Origin of the sequence: Micromonospora sp. URMC 106, from assembly GCF_051386395.1 — a bacterium.
GTDB lineage: Bacteria > Actinomycetota > Actinomycetes > Mycobacteriales > Micromonosporaceae > Micromonospora.
Genome location: NZ_JBPQTP010000095.1, coordinates 1 through 26,413 on the forward strand (window position 1 = coordinate 1; position 26,413 = coordinate 26,413).

General features: G+C 74.9%; 24 protein-coding genes. 10 read left to right on the top strand and 14 right to left on the bottom strand.

Annotated features, from left to right (window positions below; all coding sequences use genetic code 11):
• The 3 genes from ACSNOB_RS24375 to ACSNOB_RS24385 form a co-directional block, all read right to left on the bottom strand.
• Nucleotides 1-1,206, bottom strand: a 1,206-nt coding sequence (locus tag ACSNOB_RS24375; protein WP_436688748.1) for a glycosyltransferase family 2 protein, incomplete at its 3' end; no start/stop codon positions are given.
• A complete protein-coding gene (locus ACSNOB_RS24380; protein WP_436688749.1) occupies nucleotides 1,148-2,677 on the bottom strand; it encodes a glycosyltransferase family 39 protein in 1,530 nt (509 codons plus the stop codon). The genes ACSNOB_RS24375 and ACSNOB_RS24380, both read right to left, overlap by 59 nt.
• A gap of 311 nt (nucleotides 2,678-2,988) precedes the next feature.
• Nucleotides 2,989-3,624: an alpha-ketoglutarate-dependent dioxygenase AlkB gene (locus ACSNOB_RS24385; protein WP_436688750.1), complete on the bottom strand. Its 636-nt coding sequence runs from the start codon at nucleotides 3,622-3,624 to the stop codon at nucleotides 2,989-2,991.
• A gap of 167 nt (nucleotides 3,625-3,791) precedes the next feature.
• Between ACSNOB_RS24385 and ACSNOB_RS24390 the strand changes: the two genes are divergently transcribed.
• Together ACSNOB_RS24390 and ACSNOB_RS24395 are read left to right on the top strand one after the other, a co-directional pair.
• Entirely contained in the window at nucleotides 3,792-5,750 is a 1,959-nt protein-coding gene (locus ACSNOB_RS24390; protein WP_436688751.1) for a hypothetical protein, read from the top strand.
• Between the two features lie 94 nt (nucleotides 5,751-5,844).
• Nucleotides 5,845-6,411 carry an NUDIX hydrolase gene (locus tag ACSNOB_RS24395; protein WP_436688752.1) on the top strand — a complete coding sequence of 189 codons (567 nt, stop codon included), beginning with the start codon at nucleotides 5,845-5,847 and terminating at the stop codon, nucleotides 6,409-6,411.
• Here ACSNOB_RS24395 and ACSNOB_RS24400 read toward each other — a convergent pair whose 3' ends face one another.
• Nucleotides 6,412-7,833 carry a helix-turn-helix domain-containing protein gene (locus tag ACSNOB_RS24400; RefSeq protein WP_436688767.1) on the bottom strand — a complete coding sequence of 474 codons (1,422 nt, stop codon included), beginning with the start codon at nucleotides 7,831-7,833 and terminating at the stop codon, nucleotides 6,412-6,414.
• 125 nt (nucleotides 7,834-7,958) lie between these two features.
• Here ACSNOB_RS24400 and ACSNOB_RS24405 point away from each other — a divergent pair, with 125 nt between their 5' ends.
• Nucleotides 7,959-8,156 (top strand): hypothetical protein, encoded by a 198-nt coding sequence (locus tag ACSNOB_RS24405; RefSeq protein WP_436688753.1) that lies wholly within the window; start codon nucleotides 7,959-7,961, stop codon nucleotides 8,154-8,156.
• Nucleotides 8,157-8,367: 211 nt separating this feature from the next.
• Nucleotides 8,368-8,541: a hypothetical protein gene (locus ACSNOB_RS24410; protein ID WP_393110253.1), complete on the top strand. Its 174-nt coding sequence runs from the start codon at nucleotides 8,368-8,370 to the stop codon at nucleotides 8,539-8,541.
• 10 nt (nucleotides 8,542-8,551) lie between these two features.
• Here ACSNOB_RS24410 and ACSNOB_RS24415 read toward each other — a convergent pair whose 3' ends face one another.
• The 6 genes from ACSNOB_RS24415 to pseB all read right to left on the bottom strand — a co-directional run bounded on the left by ACSNOB_RS24415 (nucleotide 8,552) and on the right by pseB (nucleotide 15,274).
• Nucleotides 8,552-9,604: a PseG/SpsG family protein gene (locus ACSNOB_RS24415; RefSeq protein ID WP_436688768.1), complete on the bottom strand. Its 1,053-nt coding sequence runs from the start codon at nucleotides 9,602-9,604 to the stop codon at nucleotides 8,552-8,554.
• Nucleotides 9,601-10,311, bottom strand: coding sequence for a cytidylyltransferase domain-containing protein (locus ACSNOB_RS24420; protein WP_436688769.1), 711 nt, complete (start codon nucleotides 10,309-10,311; stop codon nucleotides 9,601-9,603). Before ACSNOB_RS24420 ends, ACSNOB_RS24415 begins: the two co-directional genes overlap by 4 nt.
• A 131-nt stretch (nucleotides 10,312-10,442) precedes the next feature.
• Nucleotides 10,443-12,293: a class I SAM-dependent methyltransferase gene (locus tag ACSNOB_RS24425; RefSeq protein WP_436688754.1), complete on the bottom strand. Its 1,851-nt coding sequence runs from the start codon at nucleotides 12,291-12,293 to the stop codon at nucleotides 10,443-10,445.
• Complete coding sequence (locus tag ACSNOB_RS24430; RefSeq protein WP_436688755.1) at nucleotides 12,290-13,126, bottom strand: hypothetical protein; 837 nt, start codon at nucleotides 13,124-13,126, stop codon at nucleotides 12,290-12,292. Before ACSNOB_RS24430 ends, ACSNOB_RS24425 begins: the two co-directional genes overlap by 4 nt.
• Before the next feature lie 10 nt (nucleotides 13,127-13,136).
• Complete coding sequence (locus tag ACSNOB_RS24435; protein ID WP_436688756.1) at nucleotides 13,137-14,294, bottom strand: DegT/DnrJ/EryC1/StrS family aminotransferase; 1,158 nt, start codon at nucleotides 14,292-14,294, stop codon at nucleotides 13,137-13,139.
• Nucleotides 14,291-15,274, bottom strand: coding sequence for a UDP-N-acetylglucosamine 4,6-dehydratase (inverting) (gene pseB / locus ACSNOB_RS24440; RefSeq protein ID WP_436688757.1), 984 nt, complete (start codon nucleotides 15,272-15,274; stop codon nucleotides 14,291-14,293). The genes ACSNOB_RS24435 and pseB overlap by 4 nt, the downstream gene beginning before the upstream one ends.
• 246 nt (nucleotides 15,275-15,520) lie before the next feature.
• Here pseB and ACSNOB_RS24445 point away from each other — a divergent pair, with 246 nt between their 5' ends.
• From ACSNOB_RS24445 to ACSNOB_RS24465, 5 genes are all read left to right on the top strand, one after another.
• Nucleotides 15,521-15,763, top strand: a complete 243-nt coding sequence (locus tag ACSNOB_RS24445) for an acyl carrier protein (RefSeq protein WP_436688758.1) — start codon at nucleotides 15,521-15,523, stop codon at nucleotides 15,761-15,763.
• Nucleotides 15,744-16,526 carry an SDR family NAD(P)-dependent oxidoreductase gene (locus tag ACSNOB_RS24450; RefSeq protein ID WP_436688759.1) on the top strand — a complete coding sequence of 261 codons (783 nt, stop codon included), beginning with the start codon at nucleotides 15,744-15,746 and terminating at the stop codon, nucleotides 16,524-16,526. The genes ACSNOB_RS24445 and ACSNOB_RS24450 overlap by 20 nt, the downstream gene beginning before the upstream one ends.
• A 101-nt stretch (nucleotides 16,527-16,627) precedes the next feature.
• The gene (locus ACSNOB_RS24455) at nucleotides 16,628-18,013 is read left to right on the top strand and encodes an AMP-binding protein (RefSeq protein ID WP_436688770.1); all 1,386 of its coding nucleotides are present in this window, start codon (nucleotides 16,628-16,630) and stop codon (nucleotides 18,011-18,013) included.
• Nucleotides 18,007-19,059: an acyl-protein synthetase gene (locus tag ACSNOB_RS24460; RefSeq protein ID WP_436688760.1), complete on the top strand. Its 1,053-nt coding sequence runs from the start codon at nucleotides 18,007-18,009 to the stop codon at nucleotides 19,057-19,059. The genes ACSNOB_RS24455 and ACSNOB_RS24460 overlap by 7 nt, the downstream gene beginning before the upstream one ends.
• Entirely contained in the window at nucleotides 19,056-20,279 is a 1,224-nt protein-coding gene (locus tag ACSNOB_RS24465; RefSeq protein ID WP_436688761.1) for an acyl-CoA reductase, read from the top strand. Before ACSNOB_RS24460 ends, ACSNOB_RS24465 begins: the two co-directional genes overlap by 4 nt.
• 120 nt (nucleotides 20,280-20,399) lie before the next feature.
• On the opposite strand, the gene pseI is transcribed toward ACSNOB_RS24465, so the two are convergent.
• The 4 genes from pseI to ACSNOB_RS24485 all read right to left on the bottom strand — a co-directional run bounded on the left by pseI (nucleotide 20,400) and on the right by ACSNOB_RS24485 (nucleotide 24,548).
• Nucleotides 20,400-21,452, bottom strand: a complete 1,053-nt coding sequence (pseI, locus tag ACSNOB_RS24470) for a pseudaminic acid synthase (protein ID WP_436688762.1) — start codon at nucleotides 21,450-21,452, stop codon at nucleotides 20,400-20,402.
• Nucleotides 21,449-21,952 carry a GNAT family N-acetyltransferase gene (locus tag ACSNOB_RS24475; RefSeq protein WP_436688763.1) on the bottom strand — a complete coding sequence of 168 codons (504 nt, stop codon included), beginning with the start codon at nucleotides 21,950-21,952 and terminating at the stop codon, nucleotides 21,449-21,451. Before ACSNOB_RS24475 ends, pseI begins: the two co-directional genes overlap by 4 nt.
• A 41-nt stretch (nucleotides 21,953-21,993) precedes the next feature.
• Nucleotides 21,994-23,133: a glycosyltransferase family 2 protein gene (locus tag ACSNOB_RS24480; RefSeq protein WP_436688764.1), complete on the bottom strand. Its 1,140-nt coding sequence runs from the start codon at nucleotides 23,131-23,133 to the stop codon at nucleotides 21,994-21,996.
• An 89-nt stretch (nucleotides 23,134-23,222) separates the two neighbouring features.
• The gene (locus ACSNOB_RS24485; RefSeq protein WP_436688765.1) at nucleotides 23,223-24,548 is read right to left on the bottom strand and encodes a polysaccharide pyruvyl transferase family protein; all 1,326 of its coding nucleotides are present in this window, start codon (nucleotides 24,546-24,548) and stop codon (nucleotides 23,223-23,225) included.
• Nucleotides 24,549-24,809: 261 nt separating this feature from the next.
• Here ACSNOB_RS24485 and ACSNOB_RS24490 point away from each other — a divergent pair, with 261 nt between their 5' ends.
• A complete protein-coding gene (locus ACSNOB_RS24490; RefSeq protein WP_436688766.1) occupies nucleotides 24,810-26,096 on the top strand; it encodes an acyltransferase family protein in 1,287 nt (428 codons plus the stop codon).
• Nucleotides 26,097-26,413: the final 317 nt, after the last annotated feature.

Genomic DNA, 26,413 nt, shown 5'->3' on the forward strand with positions numbered 1-26,413 from the left:
GCGGTCTTGGGCGGGGGTGGGCTGGCGGACGATCGTCGGCGCCGGATGTGTCGGGCGGAGCGTGAGCAGGCTGCCCACCAGGCCGGAGAAGAGCACGACCACGCCGAGCGCGATCGCGGTGGCCGACGGGAGCACCACGCGCAGCGTGTCGTGCGGGTTCAGGTCGCCGAACCCGTCCAGCCCCCAGTAGGCGACCGCCCCGACGGTGCCGGCGGTGCCGGCGACGAGCAGCAGCAGGCCGACGGTGACGCTGGTCTCCAGCCGCAGGAGACGGATCCAGCGGTCCGAGGCCCGCTGCGGGACGAGCCGCTCCTGCCGGCCGTAGATCTCGGCCAGGCCACCGAAGAGCACGAGCTGCACCCCGACGAGCACCATCAGGCAGGCGTACACCAGGGTGCTGACGTCGAGCCGGACCGGGCCGAGGTTCAGCGGGCCCGCGGTGAGCGCCCCCACCCCGGCCAGCCCGAGCGCGGCCAACGTGGCACCGGGTCGGACCAGCGTCTTGCGCGGGGCGAACACCAGCAGGAACCGCAGGTGACGCCAGCCGTCCCGCCAGGTACGCAGGTGCGGCGGGCGGGACCGGCCGTCCGGCGACAGCGTGGTCGGCACCTCGACGATGTCGTACCCGGCCAGCGCGGCGCGCACCACCAGCTCGGAGGCGAACTCCATGCCCGGCATGCACAGCCCGAGCGCGCGGATCCGCTCGGCGTTGAAGCCCCGCATGCCGCAGTGGAAGTCCCGGACCTCGCGCAGGCCGAAGAGCCGACGGCCAAGCCAGCTCAGGACCGGGTTGCCCAGGTAGCGGTGCAGGGGCGGCATGGCGCCCGGCGCGATGCCGCCCCGGAACCGGTTGCCCATCACCACGTCGTGCCCGGCGCGCAGCGCCTCGACGAACGGGCCGAGGTCGGACAGGGCGTACGAGTCGTCGGCGTCGGCCATGATGACGTACCGGCCGCGCGCCTGGTCGATCCCGTTGAGCAGGGCGCCACCGTAGCCGCGGATGGGGGCGTGCACCACCCGGGCCCCGGCCCGCTCGGCGATCTCCTGGGAACCGTCGGTGGAGCCGTTGTCGGAGACCAGCACCTCCCCGACGACCCCGCACTCCCGCAGCGAGCGCAGCGCCTTGCGGACGCAGACCTCCAGCGTCTCAGCCTCGTTGAGGCACGGCAGCAGCACCGTGACCTCGATCTCTGGTTCGTTCGTCATGCTCCCCGTTGCTTTCTGCCGTGGTGGGCGCGAGCCGGTCCGGCTCGCCGTCGGCCGGCGCGGGCCGGTCCGAGGGATGAGGTGCCGACCGCAGCCGCTGCCAGCCGACCGCGGCGGCGATCGGGAGGAACGCCAGGGCCGGCAGGCCGTAGCGGTGTTCGAACATCGACGTGGCCACCGAGAAGACCATGATCCCGACGCCGATACCGGCGTACAGCAGGGCGATCAGGCTCAGCCGCAGCCGGCCCCGGCGCGGCCACACCGCCCCGACCAGCGCGAGCAGCACCATGGCGGCCAGGACCGGCGGCGGGGTGACCCCGTAGCGGCCGTAGGCGTGCAGGAACCGGCTGGCCGCGTTCGGCTCGACGTCCCGCGACGGCGCCGGTCTCCAGTCGTAGCCGGGGCTGGCGGTGCGCGGCACGCAGTCGTAGTCCGCCGCCCAGTCGGTCGGCGCGGGCTGCGGTCGCCACCAGGTGGCCAGGCACGACTCGGTCGGCGCGAGCGGGGTCGGCCAGAAGTAACGCGCGGTGTCCGACGCCACGGCGGCCAGGTAGTCGCCGGGCTGCTGACGGAGCACCTCCCGGGCGAACTCGTCGAGGTCCTCGGGCCGGTCGGCGTTGCGGATCGGGCTGTCCCGGTTCCAGATGAACCAGTCGGGCCGGGCGGGGCGCTGGTCCAGCGGCTGGGTCGGGCAGAGCTTGCGGAGCCCGGGCCGCAGCTCCAGCCGGTCGCAGTCGGCGATCTGCGCCGTCCGTCCGTAGAGGAACTTCCCGCCCTCCAGGCCGAGCGCGCCCTTGACGGTGCCGATGCCGGCGAAGGCGGCGCCGAAGAACACGACGATGCCGAGCAGGTACGCGGCCGGCGCCCGCCAGCCGCGCCACGACACGAGCAGGAACAGCAGCAGGGCGCCGAGGGCGACCACGCCGGTGGGCCGGGTCGCCATGCCCAGCGCGACGGCGACGCCCGCGCCCAGGGCGGCGAGCGTACCGGGCCGTTCCCGTCGGACCAGCAGCAGCGCCGCGACGGCCAGCGCGGTGGTGAACAGCGTCTCGGTGAGCAGGTACTGCTCCAGCGTGAGCTGGGTGGCGTCGAGCAGGATCGGCGTCGCGGCGAGCGTGGCCGGCCAGGGGCCGACGCCCAGGCGGCGCAGCAGCAGGTACGCCGCGACGCCCAGGGCGAGCCCGGCGAGGTGTTGCAGGGCCACCACGGAGGCCACGGTGCCGGTCCACTCGAAGCCCTTGAGCAGCCACGGGTACGTCCACCGCGCCGGCATCGCCGGCCACTGCGCGGACAGCCGGAGGTAGGTCCCGGAGTCGCCCTGGAACCACAACGCGGGCGGATACGCGACCATCATGGCGATCCGCAGCGCGAGACCGGCGGCGAGCACGACGACGAGCCCGGCATGGCGACGCAGCAGGGTGGGGAGGGAACGAGCGCCGGTTCGCCGCGCGGTCGGGCGTCCAACGAGCACGGGAGAAGCTCCAGACGACAGCGGAGAGTGATTGGGTCGTCAAGCTAACACGACGATCCGTGACGGTGGGGGCACCGACGCGGCTCAGAAGGCCACATTCGACACAGGCCACCTGCCGCTCATCCACACGAGGCGATGCCGCCGCACCCCGCCCTGCGGGCCCTCATCCGAACGGCGGAATGGTGGGCGCCGATCGGCCGGTCCGCCCGGTCGGCCCCGCCCGCTCAGCCGCCGGCAGCCATAGCCACCCCTCCCGGCCGCCGCCCCGTTCCCGGCCGCCGCCCGGTCCGGTCGCGCCCGAGGGCAGTGGGTCAGGCGACGCCGGCGGGGCGGAACTGGACGCTGACGCGGGGGCCGACGGGGCGGCTGGTCTTCGGCACCGCGTGCTCCCAGGTGCGCTGGCAGGAGCCGCCCATCACCACGAGGTCGCCGTGCCCCAGCGGGAAGCGCAGGCTGGCGCCGCCGCCGCGGGGCCGCAGCAGCAGCGTGCGCGGCGAGCCGAACGACACGATGGCGACCATCGTGTCGGTGTGCGCGGAGCGGCCCTGGGTGTCGCCGTGCCAGGCGACGCTGTCCCGGCCGGAGCGGTAGAGGCACATGCCGGCGGTGACGAAGGGCTCGCCCAGCTCGGGGGCGTAGTGCCGGGTGAGCGCGGCGCGCGCTTCGGTGAGCAGCGGGTGCGGCAGGGGGCGGTGGCCGGAATACCAGCAGAGCAGCCGCGGCACGTCGACCTCGGCGTCGTACATCGTGCGGCGCTCGGCCCGCCACGGCACGTCCCGCAGCAGGGTGTCGAAGACCTGGTCGGAGCCGGCGACCCAGCCGGGGAGGTGGTCGACCCACGCGCCCCGGGTGAGCGGGTGCCGGCGCAGCCGGCCGGCCAGCGGCCCCAGCGACGGCTCCGCGGCGGTCAGGTCCAGCATCGACGGCTGGTAGGCGGCCCCGGTCATCCGCCCAGCCTACCGGCCGGGTTGGCACAGGTGTACGACGCGGGGCATCTCGTCGCCCGACCGTCACCTGGCGCACACGTCGACGTCGACCGGCGTCGGCGGGCCGCCCCTACCGTGAGGCGGCTCCGCCCGGGCCCGGACGGAGCCGCGCCCCGAGGAGACGACCAGTGCAGAGCAGTCCCACCCCGGCGCCGGTGGCGTCCCGCCCGGCGGCCGGGCCGGAGCCGGCCCGGACCCGCCCGGCCCGCCGACCCGCGACCGTCGTCGGTTGGCTCGCCGCCGCCTGGGTCGTCCCGCTGCTGGCGTACGCGCTGGGCCTGGCCGCCGTGCTGCCGCCGCTCGTGCTCGTGCTGACGGCCGCGCTGCTGCGGGTCGGGCGGACCCTGCTGGACCGGCTGGTACTGGCGACGGCACTGCTGCTCGGCGCGCTCTGCGCCGCCGCCCTGTTCTTCTCGGTCTGGCCGTGGGGCCTGCACCCGGTGCCGGTGGCCGGCACCGCGCTGACCGCGCTGCTCGGCCTCGCCCTGGTCACCGGCGTCCGGCCGCGCCTGCCGCGCCCCGCGCCGGCCGACGCGGCCCCGGTGGTCGCGGCGGTGCTGGCGACGCTGGCCCTGGCCTGGCCCTACCTGCGCGCCGACGGCCTGGCCGGCCGGCTGGCGTACGCGATGACGGGCGAGGACAACAGCCGGCACCTGGCCGCCGTGGAGGGCATCCGGGCGGTTGGCGGCTACCTGTTCAGCGACCCCGACGGCGCGGCCCGGACCGCTCCCGAGGCGATGGTCTGGTATCCGCAGGGCTTCCACGTCACGGCCGCGCTGCTGGACACCTTCCTGCGTTCGTCGACCGCGCCCGGCTCGCCGGCGAGCACCCTGGACCACTACCTCGGCTGGTCGCTGGCCGCGTACGCCCTGCTGGTGCTCGCGGTGGTGTGGGCCGCCGGGCGGATCGCCGGCCGGCTGCTCGATTCGCTGCGCGCCGTCGCCCTGGCCGGCGCGGTCACCGCGCTCGCCCTGGGCTCGGAGCTGGCCCGGTTCGTGGTGTACGGCTACCCGGGGGAGAGCCTCGGCCTGGCGCTGACCGCGATCCTGGTCGCGTTGGTGTGCCGGCCGGTGGCCCGCACCGGCACCCAGCTCTGCCTGCTCGGGGCGCTCTGCGTCGGGATCGGGTTCGCGTACCTGATGTTCCTGCCGGTGGTCGGGGTGCTGGTGCTGGCCTGGCTGGTCCGGCACCGGCGGGCGGTGGGCCGGCGGCCCTGGCTGGCCGGCGCGGTGGCGCTGGCCACGGCGCTGCTCACGCCGCTGCCGAGCGTGGCGGGCCTGCTCTTCACCGACCAGGTCGACAACGCCGCCACCGGCGGCGGCGTCTTCCCGCGCTACGACGCCTACCTGGCGCTGGTCGGCGTGGTCGGCGCGGGGCTGATCGCCGGCGGCCTGCGCCTGCCGGTGTGGCGCCGGTACGCGGGCGCCCTTGCCGTGGCGTTGGTCTTCGCGGGCGGCTTCCGCACCTGGTTCGCTCTGCAGGGCACCGACCCGCGCTACTACTACGGCAAGACGCTGCACCTGCTGCTGGTGGTCCTCTTCATCGGGGTGGGCGCGGCGTTCCTGCTGCGGCCGGTCCCGTGGCGCGCTCGGCGCCCGGCCCGGCCCGGCCCGGTCGCCCGGTCGCTCGTCGCGTTGTCGCTGGTGGCGGCGACGGCCGGGGTGGCCGGCCTGGCGCGCGGCGGCGGGATCTTCGCCCAGCCGTTCGGCGCGCGCAGCACCACCTGGGCGGCGGCCTGGTGGTCGGGACTGCTGGACCGGCCCCGGCAGGCCGACGTGACCGTCCGCGCGCTGGCCCACGCGCCGGTACGCGCCGGCGAGGTCACGGTCGTGGTCAGCGAGCACCGGCGGGAGGGCTACCTGGAGACGCTCTTCCTCGCCACCCTCCAGGGCACCCACGGCGCCTCCGCGCCCGCGTTCTACAACCTGCCGCTGTCGGAGCCGGCCCGCTCGGCGGCCCTGGTCGAGCAGGAACGGCGGCCGATCCGCTTCCTCGCCACCGGGCCGGAGGCGGCGGCGGTGGTCGAGCGGCTCCTCGCCGAGCGCCCGGAGCTGCGCTCCCGCATCACCCTCGAACTCCTGCCCTGACGGCGCCGCCTTCCCAGCACTGCGTCGACGCGGCCCCGAGTCGTTGCCGGACGAGGAACGGCGGCCGGCAGTCCGTTGGCCGGATACTGGTCGGGTGGCGGAAGAGCAGGTTACCGAGTCGACCCGGTGGACGATCCATGGCGAGCGGGTCGTGGACGGCAGCCGGCGGGCGCGGTTGAGCGTCGCCGACGTGCAACTGCCGGACGGTGTCAGGTTCGAGCAGTACGTGATTCGGGCGCCCCGGTCGGCGATGGTCGCCGTCCTCGACGAGCAGGAGCGCCTGTTGCTGATACGGCGGCATCGGTTCGTGTTCGACCGGTGGGTGTGGGAGCTGCCCGGCGGCTACGTCGATGACGAGGAGCAACCGGCGTCGTGCGCGGTCCGGGAAGTCGAGGAGGAGACCGGCTGGCGTCCGGTTGCCGTGGAACCGTTGCTGTCGTTCCAGCCGTGGGTCGCGACCGCGGACGCGGAGAACCTGCTGTTCCTTGCCCGCGAGGCGGAGCACGTCGGCGCGCCCGTGGACGTCAACGAGGCTGAGCGGGTGGCCTGGATTCCGTTGGAGGAGGCGCGGGATCTGGTGTCGCGGGGCGGGATCGTGGGTGCCGGCACGGTGATCGCGGTGTTGGAGCTGGTCGCGCGCAAGGCCCGACGTGAGCTGTAGTCAGCGGCGTTGGCCGAGGGCCGCGTCGAAGCGAGTGATGAAGTGCCGTACGGCCGGCAGGCGACGGTGCGCCGTGAGCTGGGTTCGTAGGTCGCGTAGGTAGCGGACGGCTCGGGCTGACCGTAGTTGCGCGGTCAGGGTGAGAGCCTCAGCTCCGATGACGCTGGCGCGTTCGGGGTCGTCCTGTTGGGCGTGGATGGAGGCGAGGAGGGCCAGGTTGAAGGCTTTGCCGCGTACGTAGCGCTCGTCCATGCGCAGGGAGCGGACGGCGAAGCGTTCGGCCTGGCGGTGTCGACCTAGGGCGTGAAGGCAGTGGCCGAACTTGGCGGACAGGTACGCCTCGTCGAAGTAGCCGAGCCATTGTGGGTCGCTGCTGCGGTCGGCCCGGTCGAGGGCCGCTTCTGCCTGGCGGAGCGCGGTCGCGCAGGCGCGTTCGTCGCGGGCTGCGGCGTGCGCGTGGGCTTCCATGACCAGTGCCTCGGCGGCCAGCACCGTGAGGCCGGCGCGGTGGGCCGTCTGACGGGCGGCCCGGGCGAGGTCGACGCCGGTGGCGGTGTGGCCGAGATAGGTGGCTTGGTGGCTCATGGCGGCGAGGATCTCGGCACCCAGGCTGACATCGTCGGTGGCCCGGGCGAGGTCGAGGGCGTGGGTGAGGTAGCGCTGGGCGAGACCGTGTTCGGCCATGTCGTACGCCTGCCAGCCGGCGAGCTGGGTCAGCTCGGCGACGGCGGCGAGCAGCCTGCGACCGGTCGCCGGGTCGTAGCGGCCCTCGGTCACCAGGGGCGTGACCTCGTGGTTGAGGTAGCGGGCAACGGTGTCGCGGGCGTGGCCACCGCCGTACTGGTTGTCGAGTCGTCGGTAGGTGGTGGCCATCTCCCGGATGGTGTCGATGTCGGGTTGACCGACGATCCGGCGGCCTTCCTGTGCGACGGGTTGTGGGGTGGGGGCGGTGAACCAGCGGAGGGCCGGCAGGGTGTAGCCAGCGGAGCTGAACACTGCCTGACGGAGCATTTCTCGACGGTTCACGTCGCCTTCCCACAGCTGTACGGCGGCGCGGACGTCCTCGCGCCAGGACCGAGTGACCGGCACGTCACTCTGCCGGCTGCTGGGGCCGGCGGCCATGTCTGGGCGACATGCACGTCGGCGAGGCGCGAGGCCGAGCGTCATCCGGGCCTCGTCGGGCATGCCGCAGCCATCGGCGATTCGCTCCAGCACGTCGATGGAGGTCACCTTGCGCCCGGCGATGACTCGGCTGACGTAACCCTGTTCCAGGCCGACGGCGGCCCCGATGCGAGTCTGGCTCGCCCCGGTGTGCCGGGCGACCAGCCGGAACAGAGTGCCGATGTCGCGGGCTTGCAGTGCGATACGGACGTCCTCGCGCGACCACAGATCGGCGGGGATCTGAAGTTGGTCGAGCAGCACAGCGACTCCCAGCGTTGTCACGCGACTACCCATGGTGCGCAGCCCGGAGCCTAGGGGCCGGTACCCTCGCAGGTCGAGCCCGCTCATGTCACGGTGACATGGCCGGCTGACATGGCTGCCGAGCCATGGCCGGCGGGATTGTCGCGGACATGTTCCTCGACGCCGAGAACCCGCTGGCCGAGGCCGCCGACGTGCTCCCCACCCATCACGACGAGGTAGGTCTGGGCCTGTGCCGGTGCGGCCGGGTCCACCCCTGCCCCGAGCGGCAGCGGTGGATCCAGAAGCGGGCGCACTACGTACCCCTGCTCGGCGGTCCACAGTGACCGCCCACGGCCCGGTGCTGCCGATCTGGAGCTGCGGTGGCTGCGGGGCACCCTGGCCCTGCCGGACCCGCCGTCAGGAGTTGCAGGCGGAGTTCGTGGGCGCTCCGATGTCACTGGCGCTGTATATGGGAGCGCAGTTCGTCCGCGCCGCCGAGGACCTGACCTGGGCGCCGGCCGGCACCCTGCACCGGCGCTTCCTCGGGTGGATCCGGTGAGCATCCTGCGGCCCGGCGACGAGAAGTTCCACTACAGCGACGGCTCACACCGGTGGATCCCGCCGGACCCGGACTACGACCAGGAGGTGTGGGACGAGCAGGTGCGCCAACACAAGCTGGGTCACCTGAGGAACGAGCAGCCGAAGGTGCGCATCCGACGCCTCGTCTGAGCCCGGCGAATCAGGCCGGCGCGGCGGCGAGGGCGACCAGTACCGCGTCGGCCACCCGGCCCCGGCCCAGCCCGTCCACGGTGGACCAGGCGCGGGCGGACAGGGCGGCGCGGCGCTCCGGGGTGGCGAGCAGCCCGGTGAGGGTGCGGGCGGCGGCGGCCCGCGCCGCCCGGCCCGGCATCCCGGGGGCGGCCAGCTCCGGCAGTTCGCCGAGGCCGGCGACGAGGCCGGCCTCGACCACCCGGTGGTACGACTCGCGCTGGTTGTCCACCACGCAGACCAGCGCGGACGGCGCGCCGAGGCAGCACAGTTCCCAGGTCGAGGTGCCGGCCGCGCTGACCACCAGGTCCGCCGCGCCGATCAGCGCGGGCAGCTCGTCGGTGGGCGGCACCGGGCGCAGCGACTGCCCCCGCCCCGGCGGCACCGCCGCCAGTTCCGCCTCCACCTCGGGGCGGCCGACCACGACGGTGAGGTCCATCGGGTGCCCGGTCGCCAGCAGCACCCGGGTCAGCACCGGGGCCGCGCCGACCGCGTCGGTGCCGCCGAAGAACGCCAGCACCCGGGGTCGGCCGGCCGCCGTCGCGGGCCGGGGCGCGGCCGGCCGGGCGGCCACCACCGAGTCCCGCAGCAGGGCGTACGCGCTGCCGGCGAGCAGCCGGCCGGCCGGCGCGGGGGTCGACGCGCCGAAGTTCTGGTCCAGGTAGAGGTCGGCGTCCTGCCCTCGGGTGTCCCCGTCGACGACGGCCAGGGTCAGCACGCCCGCCTCGCGCAGCGCGCCCGCCGCGGCCGGGTCCAGCTCGTAGGAGTCGAGCACCATCACGTCCAGCGCGTGTCGGCGCGCGGTCTCCACCAGCTCCCGGGGGGTCTCCGGGCCGGGGTGCAGCGGGATGCCGCGGGCGGCCAGTTGCGCGCTGGCCCAGCCGACCCGCTCGACGGTGCCGAACACCTCGACCCGGGCGCCCCGGGCGAGGAACTCCTCGCCGAGGGCGAGGCAGCGGACGAGGTGCCCGACGCCCCGCCGGGGCCCGGCGTCGCAGCGCAGTCCGACGCGTACGGTGCTCAGGACTCCTCCAGCCGTTTCTGTCGTACGCCGGCGTTGACGGCGCGCAGCGCCGGTTGCCCGTCGAGCCAGTCGGCGAGCTTGGCCAGCGGGACGCTGACGTCCCCGAAATGGTCGGTCACCGCCCGCACCAGGGTCCAGTCGGCCTCGGTGTCGAGGGTGAGCCGCAGGTCCGAGCGGTCCGGGGTGAGCGTCACCCCGAGCACCCGGAACAGCTCCGGACGGGAGTACGCGTACGAGGTCACGTGCACCCGGTGGTGGTCGGTGGCGAGCCGGTCCAGCGTCCGCAGCGTGTCCGCCCGGATGATCTCGACGTCCAGGCCCCGGGGGAGGGTGCGGGCGATGGACGTGCTGGCGTAGTCGAGGCCGGGTACCGCGCGCCAGACGGCCGCGACCAGCGCGATGATCTCGGGGTCGAGCAGCGGGCAGTCGGCGGTGAAGCGCATCACCGCGTCGCCGGGGTGGGCGTCCAGCGCGCCGACGAAGCGGGTGAGCACGTCGTCGACGGGGCCCCGGTGCCACGCCACGCCCAGCCGGTCGCACTCGGCCACCACGGCGTCGTCGGCGGGCTCGGTGCTGGTGGCGACCACGAGGTCGGTGAGGACGCCGCTCTCCCGCGCGGCCCGTACCACCCGGCCGAGGACGCTGCGCCCGGCGAGTGGCCGCAGCACCTTGCCGGGCAGCCGGGACGAGCCCATCCGCGCCTGCACGACGCCGACGACCCGGGGGCCGGCTCCGGTCGCGCCCGCAGGTCGGTGGCTCGTGTCGGTCGCGCCCGCCGGCCGGGGGCCGGTGCCGGTCCGGTCGGGCGCCGTCGGGCTGTCGGCGGCCGGTGTGTCGGTCACTGCTTCTCCTCGGGCTTCGGGGCGAGGGCCTGCCGGGCCCGGCGCTTGGCCGCCCGGGCGCCCCGCTTCGCGATCCGCGCCGGGGCGATCGCCAGCCGGCCCACCCGGTAGCTCAGCGAGCCGCTGAGCAGGTTGATGGTCGCGTCGGCGCGGCGCAGCGCCCGCTCCCGCGAGGTGAGCAGCTCCTCGGTCCACTTCAGCAGCGCGGCCAGCCGGGTCAGCTCCTCGCGCTGGCGCAGCCACGCCTCCCGTAGCTGCTGGTAGCTGCGACTGCCCACCGGCGGGCCGGTCGGCTCGACGGCGCGCAGCTCGGTGGCGAGGGCGACCCGGCCGTCGGCGTCCAGCCCGTGCAGCGCGGCGGCGATCGCCGCCTCGGCCTCCACGGCCGCCGCGACGGTCGGCCGGTCCAGGTCGTGGCCGGCGACCCCGCCCAGCACCACGGTCAGGCCCGCCACGTCCAGCGTGGAGGTCCACGGGTGGGCGTACCCGCCGGTGAGCAGTTCGGCGGCGAAGCGCCACAGACCCCGGGCGAGCACCACGTCGACGGCGAGCGGCTCGGCGGCGCGCCAGCTCGGGTCGAGCACCGCGAAGGCGTCCCCGGCCACGACGACGTTGTCCACGGTGGCCAGCCCGACCGCGCCGGCGAGCCGGCCGTCGGCGTCGACCTGCCCGGCGAGCCAGCGGGCGTACCCGCGCAGCAGCCGGCGCAGCGCGTCGGTGTCCCGCCGCAGGCAGCCGTCGAGCAGCAGGGTGCGCAGCAGCCGCCCGTCCGGCACCGGCCCGGCGAGCGCCCCCGGGTCCCGGTACGCGGCCAGCCGGCTGGCGAACGGCGCCGCCGGCGCGCCCCGGGTCTCCGCCGCGGCGGCCCGCCACCGCCAGCCGTCCGGGCCGTCGACCACCTCGACGACGCCGACCCCGGGCGGCCCGGTCTGCACCAGCGCCACGGGCAGGTCGGCGTGCCCTCGGGCCGTCGGGTCCGCGCCGGCCGGGTCCGCGCCGGCCGGGTCCGCGCCGGCCGGGCCGGCGGCCCTGCGGGCGAGCACCAGCCAGGCCGGCGCCAGCTCGCCGGCCCGGCCGGCGTGCAGCGCGTCGACCGCGAGCCGGGCCGGATCCTGGAGCACGGTGTCCCGGGCGGCGGCCCCGGAGCACGCCCCGTGCAGCGCCGCGTCGAGGAACCCGGACGTGGTCCGCCGACCCAGCGCGCCGGTGTCGAGCAGCGCGGTCGGCGCCGCCGGGTGCGGGTACGCGGCGAAGGACGCCTCGGCGCGCAGCCCCACGGCCGCCAGCCGGTCGCCCAGCTGCGCCAGGTTGGCCGGGCGGTCCGCGTCGAGCACCCCGCCGATCGTCCAGGCGGCGTCGTCACGCCGGGCGTACCACGGGGAGGTGGCGACGAGCCGGTGCAGACCGAGCGGGTTGTCCAGGCGCAGCAGCAGCGCGCCGCCGGGGCGCAGCGCCGCCGCCAACCGGTCCAGCACGCCGGCCCAGCCGAACCGCGTCCCCTCCACCGACTCGACCGCGTCCAGGCCGGCGCCCGCGATCACCACGTCGAACCGCTCACCCGCCGGCAGGCCGGCCGGGCCGGCGACCACGACGTGCGCGGCGCGGTCGGCGAGGGCGACCCCGTCGGGGTGGCTGCGCAGCAGGCAGGTCACCTCGGCGTGCGCCAGCCGGTCGAGCAGCGCGGGGTCGTGCGGCCCGGCCAGCAGCACCCGGGCACCGGCGGGCACGAGGTGGGCGGCCAGCGCCGCCAGCGGCCCGCCTTCGGCCAGGCGCTCCTCCGGCAGGTCGGACCAGGCCAGCATCTCCCCGCCGGGCAGCGCGATCCGGGGCGCCGTCTCAGTCGTCAACTCGTCTCCTCCTGGAGGTTCGCCCACCCGAGCAGCTCGCGCAGCTCGGCCGGCGTGCAGCGGTGGTCGGTGCCCAGCTCGGCGCGGGCGATCCGGACGGCGGTGGGCAGGTCCACCTGCTCGCCGTGCAGCTCCGGCCACTGGCGGCGGATCCGGGCGGTGCCGCCGAAGGTGGGGTCCTCGTCGGCGAGCACCATCGGGTCGCCGTAGACGGCCGGCTCGCAGCCGGCGGCGATGCCGTAGAAGATGGCGCTGGTCAGCCGGTTCGACGCCACCCGGCGGTGCCGGCGCAGCTCGGTGAGCTGCTTGTCGAGGAAGAGCGGGTCGGTGTCCTTCCACCAGTGGCCGCGGTAGCCGTGGCAGATGACCCGGAAGCCGGCGTTCTCGTAGAGCCGGCGCACCCGGCGCATGCCGTACTCGTGCCAGTAGAGGCAGACGGTGACCGGGCCGGGCTCGGTGTCCCGGATGCGGGCGATCAGCTCCCGGTGGTCGCCGCGCACGTGCTGGCCCTCCCAGCCGTGGAACGGGTACCAGATGGTCCCCGCCCGCTCCGACTCCGGCGGGTCCTCGGGCCGCATCGCCAGCAGGTAGGTGAAGGGTGCGCCGATGACGGTGACGTTGCGCCGCCCCACCGACCAGGCCCGCCGCCGGGTCTGCTCCGACCAGAGCAGGCTCGGGGTCCGCTCGGCGTACGGGTGGCCGGGGGCGAGGCCGTCGCCGATGTTCCAGCCGTGCTGGACGTACCCGTTGATGCGTGGCGGGTGGCCGTCGCCCAGCCCCGCGTAGCGGGCCAGCACGTGGGCGTGGCCGTAGAAGTGGTTCGCGTGGTGCATCGGGGTCCCCTCAGGCGGCGGATCGCGCCGTGGCGGTGCGCAGCGCCGCGCCGAGGGCGTCGACGACCCGGTCCTGGTCGGCCTCGGTGAGATCCGGGAAGAGCGGCAGGGACAACTGCTGTTCGTAGAACGACTCGGCCACCGGGCAGGATCCGCGCCGGTAGCCCAGGTCGGCGAAGGCCGGGTGCCAGTGCACGGGGATGTAGTTCACCTGCACCCCGATGCCGGCGGCGCGCATCCGGTCGTACACCTCGCGGCGCCGCCCGTCGAGCACCCGGATCGGGTAGAGGTGCCACGCGGGGGAGGCCCAGGAGCGCCGACCCGGGGTCAGCACGCCGGGCAGGTCGGCCAGCGCCTCGTCGTAGCGGGCGACCAGCCGGGCCCGGCGGGCCAGGAAGTCGCCGAGCCGGCGCAGTTGGCTGCGGCCGAGCGCGCAGAGCACGTCCGGCAGCCGGTAGTTCAGCCCGAACTCGTGCACCTCCTGGTGCCAGCCGCCCTCGTCCGGCCAGCGCTGCTCGTCGCGCTCGCGGACCAGGCCGATGTTGCGGAACCGGCGGGCCCGCTTCAGCAGGTGCGGGTCGGTGGTGGCGACCGCGCCGCCCTCGGCGGTGGTGAGGTTCTTCGTCGGGAAGAACGAGAACGTCGTCAGGTCGGCCAGCGAGCCGACCGGCCGCCCCCGGTAGGTGGCGCCGATCGAGTGCGCGGCGTCGGCGAGCAACAGCGCGTCCGTGCCGGCCGTCGCGGCGCGCAGCGCGTCGTAGTCGGCCGGGTGGCCGGCGTAGTCGACCGCGGACACCACCCGGGTCCGGCTGGTCGTCGCGGCCGCGACCGCCGCCGGGTCGAGGGTGAAGGTGTCGTCCTCCACGTCGGCGAAGACGATCTTCGCGCCGAGGGCGACCGCGCTGCTGGCGGTCGCCACGAACGTCATCGGCGGCACGATCACCTCGTCGCCGGGGCCGACCCCGGCCGCCGCGTACGCCACGTGCAGCGCCGCGGTGCCGTTGGAGACCGCCGCGCAGCGCGCCCCGCCGGTCCACCCCGCCAGGTCCGCCTCGAACGCGTCGACCTGCGGGCCGGTGGTGAGCCAGTCGCTGCGCAGGGCGGCGACCACGGCGGCGACGTCGTCGTCGGTCACCGACTGCCGGCCGTACGGGAGCAGCCCCGTCATGCGGTGACGCCCAGCATGTCGCGCAGCCGCTCCACGCTGAGCCACTCGTCGTTGCTGTCCGACTGGTACGCGAACCCGTCCGGCACCGGCTCGCAGCCGACCGGCGGCTGGTAGCCCCAGGTGGCGATGGTCGGCTGCACGATGAACCGGTCCTTCGCGCGCAGGGTCCGGCGGCTGTCGTCCGGCGCGATCATCTCCTCGTGCAGCTTCTCGCCGGGGCGGATGCCGACCTCGTGCGTGGTGGCGTCCGGGGCGACCGCCTCGACGAGGTCGAGGATGCGCATGCTCGGGATCCGCGGGACGAACAGCTCGCCGCCCTGCATCTGGTCGAACGAGTCCATGACGAACTGGACCGCCTGGTCCAGGGTGATCCAGAACCGGGTCATCCGCTTGTCGGTGACCGGCAGGCTCTTGCCCTCGGCGGCCAGCCGGCGGAACAGCGGGACGACCGAGCCGCGGCTGCCGACGACGTTGCCGTAGCGGACGACCGCGAACCGGGTCGGGTGCTGCGCGGCGTAGTGGTTGGCCGAGATGAACAGCTTGTCGCCGACCAGCTTCGTCGCGCCGTACAGGTTGATCGGGCTGGACGCCTTGTCGGTGGAGAGCGCGATGACCTTCTTCACGCCGGCCTCGATGGCGGCGTCCACGACGTGCTGGGAGCCGGTGATGTTGGTGGCGATGAACTCCGACGGGTTGTACTCGGCGGTGTCCACCTGCTTGAGCGCGGCGGCGTGCACCACGTGGTCGACGCCGTGCATCGCGCGGGTCAGCCGGTGCCGGTCCCGGACGTCACCGATGAACCAGCGCAGTCGCGGGTCGTCGCCGAGCTGCTGGCGCAGCTCGTACTGCTTGAGCTCGTCGCGGGAGAAGACCACCACCCGGGCCGGGTCGGCCTCGGTGAGGACGTGCCGGAGGAACGTCCTGCCGAAGGAGCCCGTTCCACCGGTGATCAGAATGGAAGACCCATTCAACTCGCTCAATTGGTGCTCCCATGGTCGTGGTCGATTCCGCGGCCACCTTGCCCGGCCGGCCGGATCGAGACGCTAGACCGGGTGGGTTAACACCTCCACGCCCCTCGGTGAACTGTCGCCGCGCGTGGAGTGAATGCGAAACGCCTTGCAGGCAAACACTTTTCGCCTGCTCAGGGCCAGGTTGAAGGCCCCCCTGCCTCGGCTACACTCGGCCCGCACGTCGAGGCGTGCGGACCAGTTACGGAGGAAATCGCGGTGGAACTTGAGCGACTGAGAGTCGTCTTCCGCACGGCATTGGAACTGTCCGAGGACGCCGATGTGGACGGTCTCGAATATCGCGGAATCGAGAAATGGGACTCGCTCGCGCACATGTCCCTGGTGGCCGCCGTCGAGGACGAGTTCGGCGTCATGCTGGACACCGACGAAGTGATCGACCTCAGTTCCTTCGACCGCGCGCGGCAGATCCTGGAGAAGCACGGTGTCGTCCTCACCGACTGACGCCGCCGCGTCCGGGTCGGCCGCCGGCCGGACCGCGCCCGCCCGCCGGGTCCTCGTCACCGGGTCGACCCGGGGCATCGGCCGGGCCGTCGCCCGGCTGCTCGCCGCGCGGGGCTGCGCGGTCGCGGTGCACGGCCGGCTGCCCGGCTCCGCCGACGAGGTGGCCGCGGGCCTGCCCGGCGGGCCGCACCTGGCGGTGCACGGCGACGTGGCGGAGCCGGACCAGGTCCGGGCGGCGATGCGCACCGTCTTCGCGCGGTGGCGCGGCCTGGACGCCCTGGTGGTCAACGCCGGGGTGCACGAGGCGGGGCTGCTGGGCGCGGTGTCGGACGAGACGGTGACCCGGCTGTTCGCGGTCAACGCGGCCGGCGCCGCCCACACCCTGCAACAGGGGGCCCGCCTGCTGCGCCGGGGCGACCGGCCGGCCGTGGTGCTCACCGCCTCGCTGGTCGGCTCGGCCGGCGCCGCCGGCCAGACCGTCTACGCGGCCAGCAAGGCCGCCGTCGAGGGGCTCACCCGGGCCGCCGCCAAGGAGCTCGGTCCGGCCGGGATCCGGGTGAACGCGGTCGCCCCGGGCTACATCCGCACCGACCTGCTGGCCGACCTCGACGAGCCGGGCCGGCGCGCCCGCGCGGAGGCCACCCCGCTGCGCCGGCTCGGCGAGCCGGAGGAGGTCGCCGAGGTGGTCGCGTTCCTGCTCTCCCCGGCCGCCGCCTTCGTCACCGGCCAGGTGGTCGGCGTGGACGGCGGGCTGACCCCGTGACCGCCCTGCCGCACCCTGACCGGGCCGCCGCGTCGCATCCCGACCGGGTCGCCGCGTCGCGTGCCGGGCGGGTCGGCCCGCCGCGACCGGACGCGAACGGCCTGGTGCATCCCGACGCGCGGCTGGTGGACGCGGCGACCGGCCGGCAGGTCGGTGGCGCGGAACTCGCCACCCGGGTCGCCGACCTCGCCGCGCTGCTCGACCGGGAACCGCCGGGCGTGGTGTTCGCCGCCGCTCCCGCCGAGATCGACGCGGTGCTGCGGATCCTCGCGGCCTGGCAGGCCGGCCGCCCGGTCGCGCTGCTCGACCCGCAGGTCGCACCCGCCGCGCTGCGCGGGCTGGTCGACCGGTTCCGCCCCGCCGTGCTGCTCACCGGCCCGGAGCCGGTCGACGGCTACGAGCCGGGCCCGGTCGGTCTCGGCCCGGCCTGGCGGCGCACCGGGCCCGCCGGCCCCGCGCCCCACCCCGACCTGGCGCTGCTGCTCACCACCTCCGGCTCGACGGGCAACCCGAAGCTGGTCCGGCTCTCCCGCGCGGCGGTGCGGGCCAACGCGGCGGCGATCGCCGCCGCGCTGGGCATCGACGGGGACGAGGTGGCGCCCACCACCCTGCCGCTGCACTACACGTACGGGCTGTCGGTGCTCACCAGCCACCTGCACGCCGGCGCCACCGTGCTGCTGGAGCGCTCCGGACTCACCTCCCGCGAGTTCTGGACGGCGGTCGACCGGCACCGGGTCACCTCCCTGGCCGCCGTGCCCTACCAGTACGAGATGCTGCGCCGGCTGCGCTTCGCGCCGGCTCGGCACGAGCGGCTGCGTACGCTCACGCAGGCCGGCGGCCGGCTGCACCCGGAGCTGGTGGCCGACTTCCACGGCCGGATGGCCGGCGTGGCGGGCCGCCTCTTCGTCATGTACGGCCAGACGGAGGCGACCGCCCGGATGACGGTGCTGCCACCCGACCGGCTGCCGGAGAAGCTCGGCTCGGTGGGGCTGCCGGTGCCCGGCGGGGCGCTGTCCGTCCGCACCGACGACGGCACGGAGACGACCGCCCCGGCCCGGACCGGCGAGATCGTCTACCGGGGACCCAACGTGATGATGGGCTACGCCGAGACCGCGGCCGACCTGGCCCGCCCGGACGAGCTGGGCGGCGTGCTCGCCACCGGCGACCTGGGCCGGCTGGACGCCGACGGTTTCCTGCACGTCACCGGCCGGCTCAAGCGGATCGCCAAGGTCTTCGGCGTCCGGGTCAACCTCGACGACGTGGAACGCTCGCTCGGCCACCACGGCCCGGTCGCGGCGATCGCGGGTGCGGACCGGCTGGTGGTGGTGGCCGAGGGCGCCGACGCCGACCGGCTGGCCCGGATCCGCGCCGAGGTGGCGCAGGCGCTGGGCACCCACTCGTCCGGCGTCCAGGTGCGCGGCGTGGACGCCCTGCCGCTGACCCCGACGGGCAAGCCCGACTACCGCGCGCTGGAGGCACAGTGCTGACCGACGTGTTCACGCTCACCCAGCCGGAGAAGGAGGAACGGCTCCGCGACGAACTGGTCGGGCTGCTGGCCCACCACCGGCGGCACTGCCCGCCGTACGCCCGCATCCTGGACGCCCTGGGCGGCGCGGACGGCGACGCCGCGACGCTGGCCGACCTGCCCTGGCTGCCGGTGCGGCTGTTCAAGACCCGCAAGCTGGCCAGCGTGCCGGACGACGAGGTGATCCGGGTGCTCACCTCCAGCGGCACCACCGGCGAGGTCAGCCGCATCCACCTGGACCGCGCGGCGGCGGCCACCCAGTCGAGGATGCTGGCCCGCACGCTCGGCGCCGTGCTGGGCCCACGCCGGCTGCCGATGGTGGTGGTGGACCGGGCCGGCGTGGTCGGCGACCGGCGCTCCTACTCCGCCCGGGGGGCGGGCGCGCTGGGCATGGTCAACTTCGGCCGCGACCACCTGTGGCTGCTCGACGCCGACGACCGGCCGGACGTGGCCGCGCTCAAGGACTTCCTCGGCCGGCACGGCGACGCGCCGTTCCTGGTCTTCGGCTTCACCTTCATGGTCTGGCGCTACCTCTACGAGGTGGCCCGGGACCACGGCCTCGACCTGTCCCGGGGGATCCTGGTGCACTCCGGCGGCTGGAAGAAGCTCGCCGACCAGGCCGTGGACAACGCCGAGTTCCGCCGCCGGCTCGGCGCGGACACCGGCCTGGAGCGGATCCACAACTTCTACGGCATGGTCGAGCAGATCGGCACGGTCTTCCTGGAGGGGCCCGACGGCGGCTCCCTCTACTGCCCGGACTTCGCCGACGTCATCGTCCGCGACCCGGTCACCTGGCAAGAGGCCCCGGTCGGCACCCCGGGCGTGATCGAGGTGCTCAGCACCCTGCCCACCTCGTACCCGGGCAACGTGCTGCTCACCGAGGACCTCGGCGTGGTGCACGGGGTCGACGACGGGCACTGGCCGGGCAAGCGGTTCAGCGTCCTCGGGCGGCTGCCCCGCGCCGAGGCCCGTGGTTGCAGCGACACCTACGTCGGAGGTCAGGCATGACGGTACGGATGCGCTTCCCCGCCGGGCCCGAGGTGCCGGTGGAGGACCTGCTGCCCCCGGCCGTCGACCCGCCGTTGACCGTCGGCGACGAGCGGATCGTGGACTTCCTGACCTCGGTCTCCCGGCGGCTGCTCGCCCCGGCGCTGGCCCGCCGCCACCCGGAGCTGGGCTCGCTCGGCTTCTTCCTGCGCCGCCGGGAACTGGCGCGCGGGGTGGAACGGCTGCACGCCGGGCTCGACGACAACGTGCTCGCCTTCCCCCGGGGCGTGGTGTTCCACATCCCGCCCGCCAACGTGGACACCATCTTCGTCTACTCCTGGGCGCTGTCCGCGCTCGCCGGCAACACGAACGTCGTCCGGATCTCGCCCCGGTCGGCGGCGGCCGCCGACGCGATCCTGGAGGTGCTCAACGACAGCCTGGACTCGGCCGACCCGGTCGTGGCCCGGACCCAGCGCATGGTCACGTACGGCCACGACGACGCGGTGACCGCCCGGCTCAGCGCCGGCTGCGACGTGCGGGTCGTCTGGGGCGGCGACCGGGCGGTGACCGCCGTGCGCCGGCACCCGCTGGCCCCCGCGGCCCGGGACCTCACCTTCCCCGACCGGTCGTCCTTCGCGGTGCTGTCGGTGCCCGGCTGGGAGGCCGCCCCGCTCGCCGAACGGCGGGACGCCGTGGCCCGCTTCGCCAACGACGCCTACTGGTTCGACCAGGCCGCCTGCGCGTCGCCCCGGGCGGTGTTCCTGGTCGGCGACGCCCGCCGGGCCGACGCCGTGCGGGCCGAGTTCGTCGCCCTGCTCGGCGTGGCCGTGCGGGAGCGGGGCTTCGACGTGGACGCGGCGATGGCCGTCGAGAAGCGGGTCGGCGCGTACGGGCTGGCGGCCGACGGGGGAGTGACCCGGATGGTGTTCCACGACAACCTCGTCGCGACCCTGGAGCTGGACGGGCCGGCGGTGGCGCCCCGGGAGTGGCTCGGCGCGGGGACGTTCGGCTTCGTCACCGTGGCCGAGCTGGCGGAGCTGGCGCCGTTCGTGCGCCGCCGGGACCAGACGCTGACCCACTTCGGCTTTACGCGCGCCGAGCTGGTGGGCCTCGCCCGGCGGCTCGGCGGCCGGGGCATCGACCGGATCGTGCCGTTCGGCGCGGCGCTGACCTTCGCGCCGGTCTGGGACGGCTACGACCTGCTCCGCGAGTTCGTCCGGCTGGTGACTGTCGCCGACTGACCCGGCCACGGCCTGCCCCGCGGGATCGCCCGGGACGCCGGCCCCGCCGCTCATCCGCCTCGTCGCCCGAGGAAAGGGCCCGGTCCACGCGGACCGGGCCCTTTCGCGTGCGGCGTCGCCTCAGACGAGGTCCCAGCTCAGCGGCGTCCCCTTCGGCACGTCCCGGGTGAAGGCGCGGCCGAGCACCCGGTCGAGGTCGGCCGGGGGGAGCCCGCCGGCCGGCCGGATCGAGCGCACGACCGCCGGCGTGACCGGCTCACCGGCCCGGACGTCCTCGACCACCCAGAGGGACCGGCGGAACCGCAGCCCCTCCCGCTCGGTCGGGGTGGGCCCGATCGCGGTGCCGCCCAGCGCCGCCCAGGCCCGCTCCGACTCGACGGTGAGGGCGGTCAGCTCCTCCGGCTCCAGCGAGAACTCCGAGTCGACGCCCCCGTCGGCCCGACGCAGCGTCACGTGCTTCTCGATCAGGCAGGCGCCGAATGCCACCGAGGCGACCGGGACGCCGATGCCCGGCGTGTGGTCGGACAGGCCCACCGGCAGGCCGAACGCGTCGGCCAGGACGGGCAGCCGCCGCAGGTTGCTGTCCTGCGGCGGCGCCGGGTAGGACGCGGTGCAGGCGAGCAGCACGATGCCGCCCGCGCCGCCCTCCCGGGCGGCGCGGACGGCCGCGTCGATCTCGCCGACGGTGGCCATTCCGGTGGAGATGACCAGCGGCTTGCCGGTGCCCGCGACGAGCCGGATCAGCGGCAGGTCCACCAGCTCCGACGAGGCGATCTTGTACGCGGGCGCGTCCAGCTCCTCCAGCAGCTTGACCGCGGTCGCGTCGAAGGGCGAGGAGAACACGGTGAGGCCGTGCCGGCGGGCCCGCTCGAAGATCGGCGCGTGCCACTCGTACGGGGTGTGCGCCCGCTCGAAGAGCTGCCAGAGGCGCTCGCCGCCCCACAGGTCGTGCCCGTCGGAGAGGCGGAACGCGGGGGAGTCCACGTCGATGGTGATGGTGTCGGGCCGGTACGTCTGGAGCTTGAGCGCGTGCGCCCCGCTGGCCGCCACCGCGTCGACGATGGCGAGCGCCCGGTCCAGGCTGCCGTTGTGGTTGCCGGACATCTCGGCGACCACGAAGGGGCGCTCGCCCGGGCCGACCGCGTGCGGTCCGATCTTGACTGTCGCCGTCATGTTCCTCTGCTCTTCTCCGTCCACACCACCTGGTGCGGCGTGCCGTCGATGTCCCGCTCGTACCGCCGGACCTCGCGAAATCCGAAGCGCCGGTGCAGGGCCAGCACCGGTGCGTTGCTGGCCAGCGTCTCGCCGCCCAGCGTCTGGGCCCCGAGGGTGTCGAAGGCGTACGCGATCGCGGCGCGCTCCAGCGACAGCCACGCCGGCAGCAGCTCCCCCCGGGCGTCCAGGCCGTCGATGTCGAGGTAGAAGCCCCAGGTGAGGGCCCGCTCCGGGGAGGTGACCCCGGAGAACGTGACGATGCCGGACGGCACCTCGTCGTGCAGGTGCACCAGCACCCGCCGGTCCGGGTCGGTCCGGACCCTCGACCACCAGGCGGTGTGCTCGACCAGGCCGATCTCGTGGCTGGTCAGGCTCACCGCCCGCACCTGCGGGTGGTTGCGCCAGAGCAGCATCCGGTGCAGATCGCCGTTGTCCGCCGGCCGCAGCGACCCCGTCACCGGAGGCTCGGCCATCCGGAGCCCGGCCGTCGACGGCCCGCTCATCGGCGGCTCGCCATCGCGGTGGGCTGGTCCGCCGCCGTCCCGGTCGCGGGTCGCCCGGCCTCCGCGACCTGCCCCGCCCGTCCGTCCTCCGGGGCGGGAGCGGCCGCGCGGGCGCCCCGCACCCGGCCCGCCGCCCGGTGCGCCCGGCGCAGCGTCGCGTACGCGAGGTAGCTGTTGCGCCCGACCAGCCGGTGCTTGAGCCCCGCCACCCCGGCCGGGCGGGAGTAGCCGGCGCCCGGCAGGTAGCGGCGGTAGTGCTCGGCCACCCGGCGGAAGAACGCGCGCCGCAGCCTGGGGTGCAGCCGGTCGTCGTTGCCCGCCACCACCAGGTAGTGGCTGATCATCAGGGTGAACAGCTCGGCGCGCAGCCGGTCGTCCGGGGCGTGCCGGTCCAGCCAGTCGAAGAGCCGCTCGTACTGGTCGAAGGCGTCGAAGTGCCGCCGGCTGCGGGTGGAGGTGATCGCGCCGAGCCGGCCCTGCCGGTACAGGTAGCAGACCCGGTCCAGCACGGAGATCCGCTCCGCGCCGATGAGCAGCGGGTGGCTGAACGGGATGTCCTCGTACCAGCCGGGGTGGAATCGCAGCCCCAGCTCGGCCATGAACTCCCGGCGGACCACCTTGTTCCAGGCGGTGTGCTGCACCCGCAGGAGCTGGGGCCGGTCGGCCAGGCGGACCACGCCCGACACCCCGCGCAGCAGGTGGCTGCTCGCGTCGACCTCCCGCCGGCCGCCCTCGTGCACCCGCAGGTGGTCCAGCATCAGCACGTCGGGCCGGTCCCGGCGCAGCCGGTCCAGCACTGCCGCGACGGTGCCCGGCGGCAGCCAGTCGTCGCTGTCGACGAACCAGACGTACGCGCCGAGGGCCATGTCGAGACCGGCGTTGCGGGCCAGGCCCAGGCCGACGTTCTCGCTCAGGTGCACCGTGCGGATCCCGGCCCGACCGGCCGCGTACGACCGCAGCATCTCCCCGCAGCGGTCCGGCGAGGCGTCGTCCACGGCGATCACCTCGACCGCGTCCGCCTCGCCGGCCGGGATGTCGGCGCGGATCGACTCGAGGCACTGGTAGAGGTACGGCTCGACGCCGTACACGGGCACGACGATGCTCAGCAGCGGTGCTTGCGTCGGCTCAATGACCACGCCGACACCATCGACCGCCCGGATGGCCGGCCCCGGAACCTCACGTTGCCGGCGAAGGTGAAGTCCCTGAACAGCCGCCCAGCGCGGGGTTAACGGTTCAGGATCCGGCGCACCGGACCGCCCACGACCCGCTTGACCCGGTTGCCCAGGCGCTGCTCGCGGAGCGTTTCCGCGTCCTCCCGCAACGCCTCGTTGCGGTCCCGCAACCACTGGATCCGCTCCAGCAGCACCTCCGTCGCGGTCGCGGCGGCCGGCCGCACGGCGGGCGGGAACGCGGTGGCCCGCACCCGCGCGTCGAACCGGGCGGCGCTGTCCCCGTCGGCGAAGGCGTTGCCGAGGTCGTGCTTGGCGAGGAAGGCGAGCATCGTCTCGTAGCGCGCCTTGTGACCCTCGTTCAGCGCCGTGTAGTCCGCCTCCGCGTAGAGCTGGGCGGCGTCGACGTCGGCCGGCACGTCCTTCATCACCCGGTGCGGGATGTCGAAGTACCGGGCGAGTTCCAGGGTGCGCGAGTCGTGCGCGAACAGGTAGCCCGGCGTGCCGGCGACCAGCGCGGTGATGGTGCCGTGGATCCGGGTGCCGAAGGCGAACTCGAACCCGGAGAGGTAGTCCATCCAGGTCCACGGGTCGACGAACATCCGCACCTTGTCCTCGGTGAACAGCGGGTGCGAGGTGTGGATCGGGATCGGGCTGGACTTGCCCCGGTCCTGCGGGGCGTCGCCGTAGAGCAGGGTGCCGAGCGTCTTGAGGTCCTGCGGCAGGTAGCGCAGGTTCGGGTACCGCTCGTGGTGTCGGGCGATGATCTTCGCCATCGACTTCACGTACGGCGAGACGGTGAGCGCGACCCGGTCGTCCGGTGCCAGCGCCGCCTTCCTCTTCTCCACCCGCAGGCTGTCGCCGTGCAGGAACATCGACGGGCAGCCGATCACGTCGACGGCCGAGAAGCCCAGGGCACGCAGGTAGCCCTCGGTGATCTCACCGCGCACGCCGATGCTGTGCGAGCGGTCGAGCACCGCCCGGACGAACCGGGTCACCACGTCGTCGATGGGGCGCAGGTACTCCCGGTCGCCGTCGACGTCGGTCTGCACGCCCACCCCGAGCACCACCACCGGGATCTTCAGCCGCTCGACGAGCTTGGTCATCAGCTCGATCCGGTGCGCGTAGCTGCGCCGGAAGGCGTTGGCGAGCGGTACGACGTAGACGTCGTACCGCTCGTTGATCATGTCGGCGTCGCGCGGGTTGACCTTGAACTCGGTCGACGTGATCTCGGCGGTGGCGGTCCCCAGGAGCTTGTGCGCGGCGTGGCTGAAGACGAGGTTGCCGTTGTTCTCCCCGATCCAGTTGCCCTCGTGGGCCTCCTCCGGGGAGTAGACGTCGAACGGGCCCTTCTTCGCCCGCATCAGGATCCGCCGGTGCATCCGTCCCCGCCTCTCGTCACCTCCGGGTCACGGAATATTAGGCCACCGGCCGGCGTACGCACAGACGCGCGTCACTCCGCCGCGCCGGGACGGAACCGTCGCCCGGCGGCCGGCAACGGTACGGCGCGCCCGGGGCGCGGGTAGGGTGCCCGGCGGGCGGTGCCGACCGGAGGCCGCCGCGGGCCGTCGCCGACGCCGCCCGCCGACGGCCGAGGAGGAGACGCACGTGCTGGTGACCCTGCGGACCGCCCGGCCGCCGGCATGACGGGTGCCGCGACCGTCGCGCCGGACGCCCGACCCGCGCCCCCCGCCTCCCGGCTGCCGTCGCTGACCGGGCTGCGCTGGGTCGCCGCCCTGCTGGTCTTCGGCTTCCACGCCGGCACGATGGGGATCATCGCCGAGCCGGACCACCGGGCCGTGGTGAACTGGCTCTTCACCCTGGGCCTGTCCGGCGTGCAGTTCTTCTTCATCCTCAGCGGCTTCGTGCTGGTCTGGTCGGCCCGGCCGAGCCAGTCCCGCCGGGCGTTCTGGCGCCGCCGGATCGCCAAGATCTGGCCCAGCCACGTGGCACTGTGGGTGCTCGCCCTGCTGGTCGCGGCCTGGTTCGCCGACCCGGTGGACCGGTCCGTCGCGGTGGAGAACCTCTTCCTGCTCCAGGCGTGGGACCCCCGGCCGGGCGCCTTCTACAGCATCAACAACGTCAGCTGGTCGCTGTCCTGCGAGTTCTTCTTCTACCTCTGCCTGCCGCTGGCGCTGCCACTGGTCCGCCGGGCCCGACCGTGGGCACTGTGGACGGTCGTGGTCGCGGTGCCGCTGCTGATCCTGGCACTCTGGCCGGCCCAGGCGCTGGTGCCCGAGGAGAGCCGCTGGTGGTTCACGCAGATCTTCCCGCCCGTGCGGTCGCTGGAGTTCTGGATGGGTGTGGCCGCCGCCGAGCTGATGCGGCGCGGCCGGTGGCGCGGGCCGGGCCTGCCGGTGGCGAGCCTGGTCTTCGTGGCCATCTGGGTGGTCGCCGCGCAGTGGGTGCGCGCCGAGCTGTGGGCCGCGCTGCTTGCGGTGGCGTACATCCTGGTCATCACCGCGGCGGCGGACGCCGACGTGCGCGGGCGGCCCTCGGCGTGGCGGTCCCGGCCGATGGTCTGGCTCGGCGAGGTCTCCTTCGCCTTCTACCTGGTGCACGTCCTGGTGATGGTGACCGTGCTCCGGCTCACCGGCGACTGGGGCACCGGGTTCCACGGCTGGTGGGGGCTGGGCGCGGTGCTCGGTTTCCTGCTGGTCAACCTGGTCCTGGCGGCGGTGCTGCACCGCTTCGTCGAGACGCCGATGATGCGGCTGCTCAGCCCGCGCCGGTCGGCCCGGGCCACCCCGTCGGGCGGCGGCGCGGCCGCCGCGCGGCCGCGACCGGGGGAGCCCGCGCCGGCCGCGCCGGACGCGTCGGCGGTGGAGCGCGGCAGCCCCGTGCCGCGTCCCCGGCACGCCGAGCCGGAGCGCCGGCCGGTGTACGTCGATCCCCCCGCGACGGCCGGTCGACCGCGCCCGCGGGCGTAGGCCACCGCCCCGCGCCGGGGCGGGTACGAGGTGGCGCGGCGCGGGCCGACCGTGGGTGCGGGCCGGCCCGCGCGGGCGGCCGGGGACCGCGTCCAACCTGGTCGGTGCGGCCCGCGCCGACACGCCCGGCGGCGATGCGGACCGGCGGCGTCGGCGGTAGCGTGGTCGCGTGCTCCCCGTCGCGCTCACCTGTCCCCTGTGGTGGGTGGCGCGGTGGGCCGCGCGGCTGCTGACCGGCCTCGCCGTCGCGGTCGCCGACCCCGACTGGTTCGCCCGCTTCGTGCCGTGGCTGCGCACCGGCGCGATGCTGCGTTCGG

Coding starts and splice junctions, on each gene's coding strand:
- ACSNOB_RS24385 (WP_436688750.1), bottom strand. CDS start 3,624: ATGACCGGGGCCGCCTACCAGCCGTCGATGCTGGACCTGACCGCCGCG.
- ACSNOB_RS24405 (WP_436688753.1), top strand. CDS start 7,959: ATGGCCGGCGGGATTGTCGCGGACATGTTCCTCGACGCCGAGAACCCG.
- ACSNOB_RS24430 (WP_436688755.1), bottom strand. CDS start 13,126: ATGCACCACGCGAACCACTTCTACGGCCACGCCCACGTGCTGGCCCGC.
- ACSNOB_RS24435 (WP_436688756.1), bottom strand. CDS start 14,294: ATGACGGGGCTGCTCCCGTACGGCCGGCAGTCGGTGACCGACGACGAC.
- ACSNOB_RS24465 (WP_436688761.1), top strand. CDS start 19,056: ATGACGGTACGGATGCGCTTCCCCGCCGGGCCCGAGGTGCCGGTGGAG.
- pseI (WP_436688762.1), bottom strand. CDS start 21,452: ATGACGGCGACAGTCAAGATCGGACCGCACGCGGTCGGCCCGGGCGAG.
- ACSNOB_RS24485 (WP_436688765.1), bottom strand. CDS start 24,548: ATGCACCGGCGGATCCTGATGCGGGCGAAGAAGGGCCCGTTCGACGTC.
- ACSNOB_RS24490 (WP_436688766.1), top strand. CDS start 24,810: ATGACGGGTGCCGCGACCGTCGCGCCGGACGCCCGACCCGCGCCCCCC.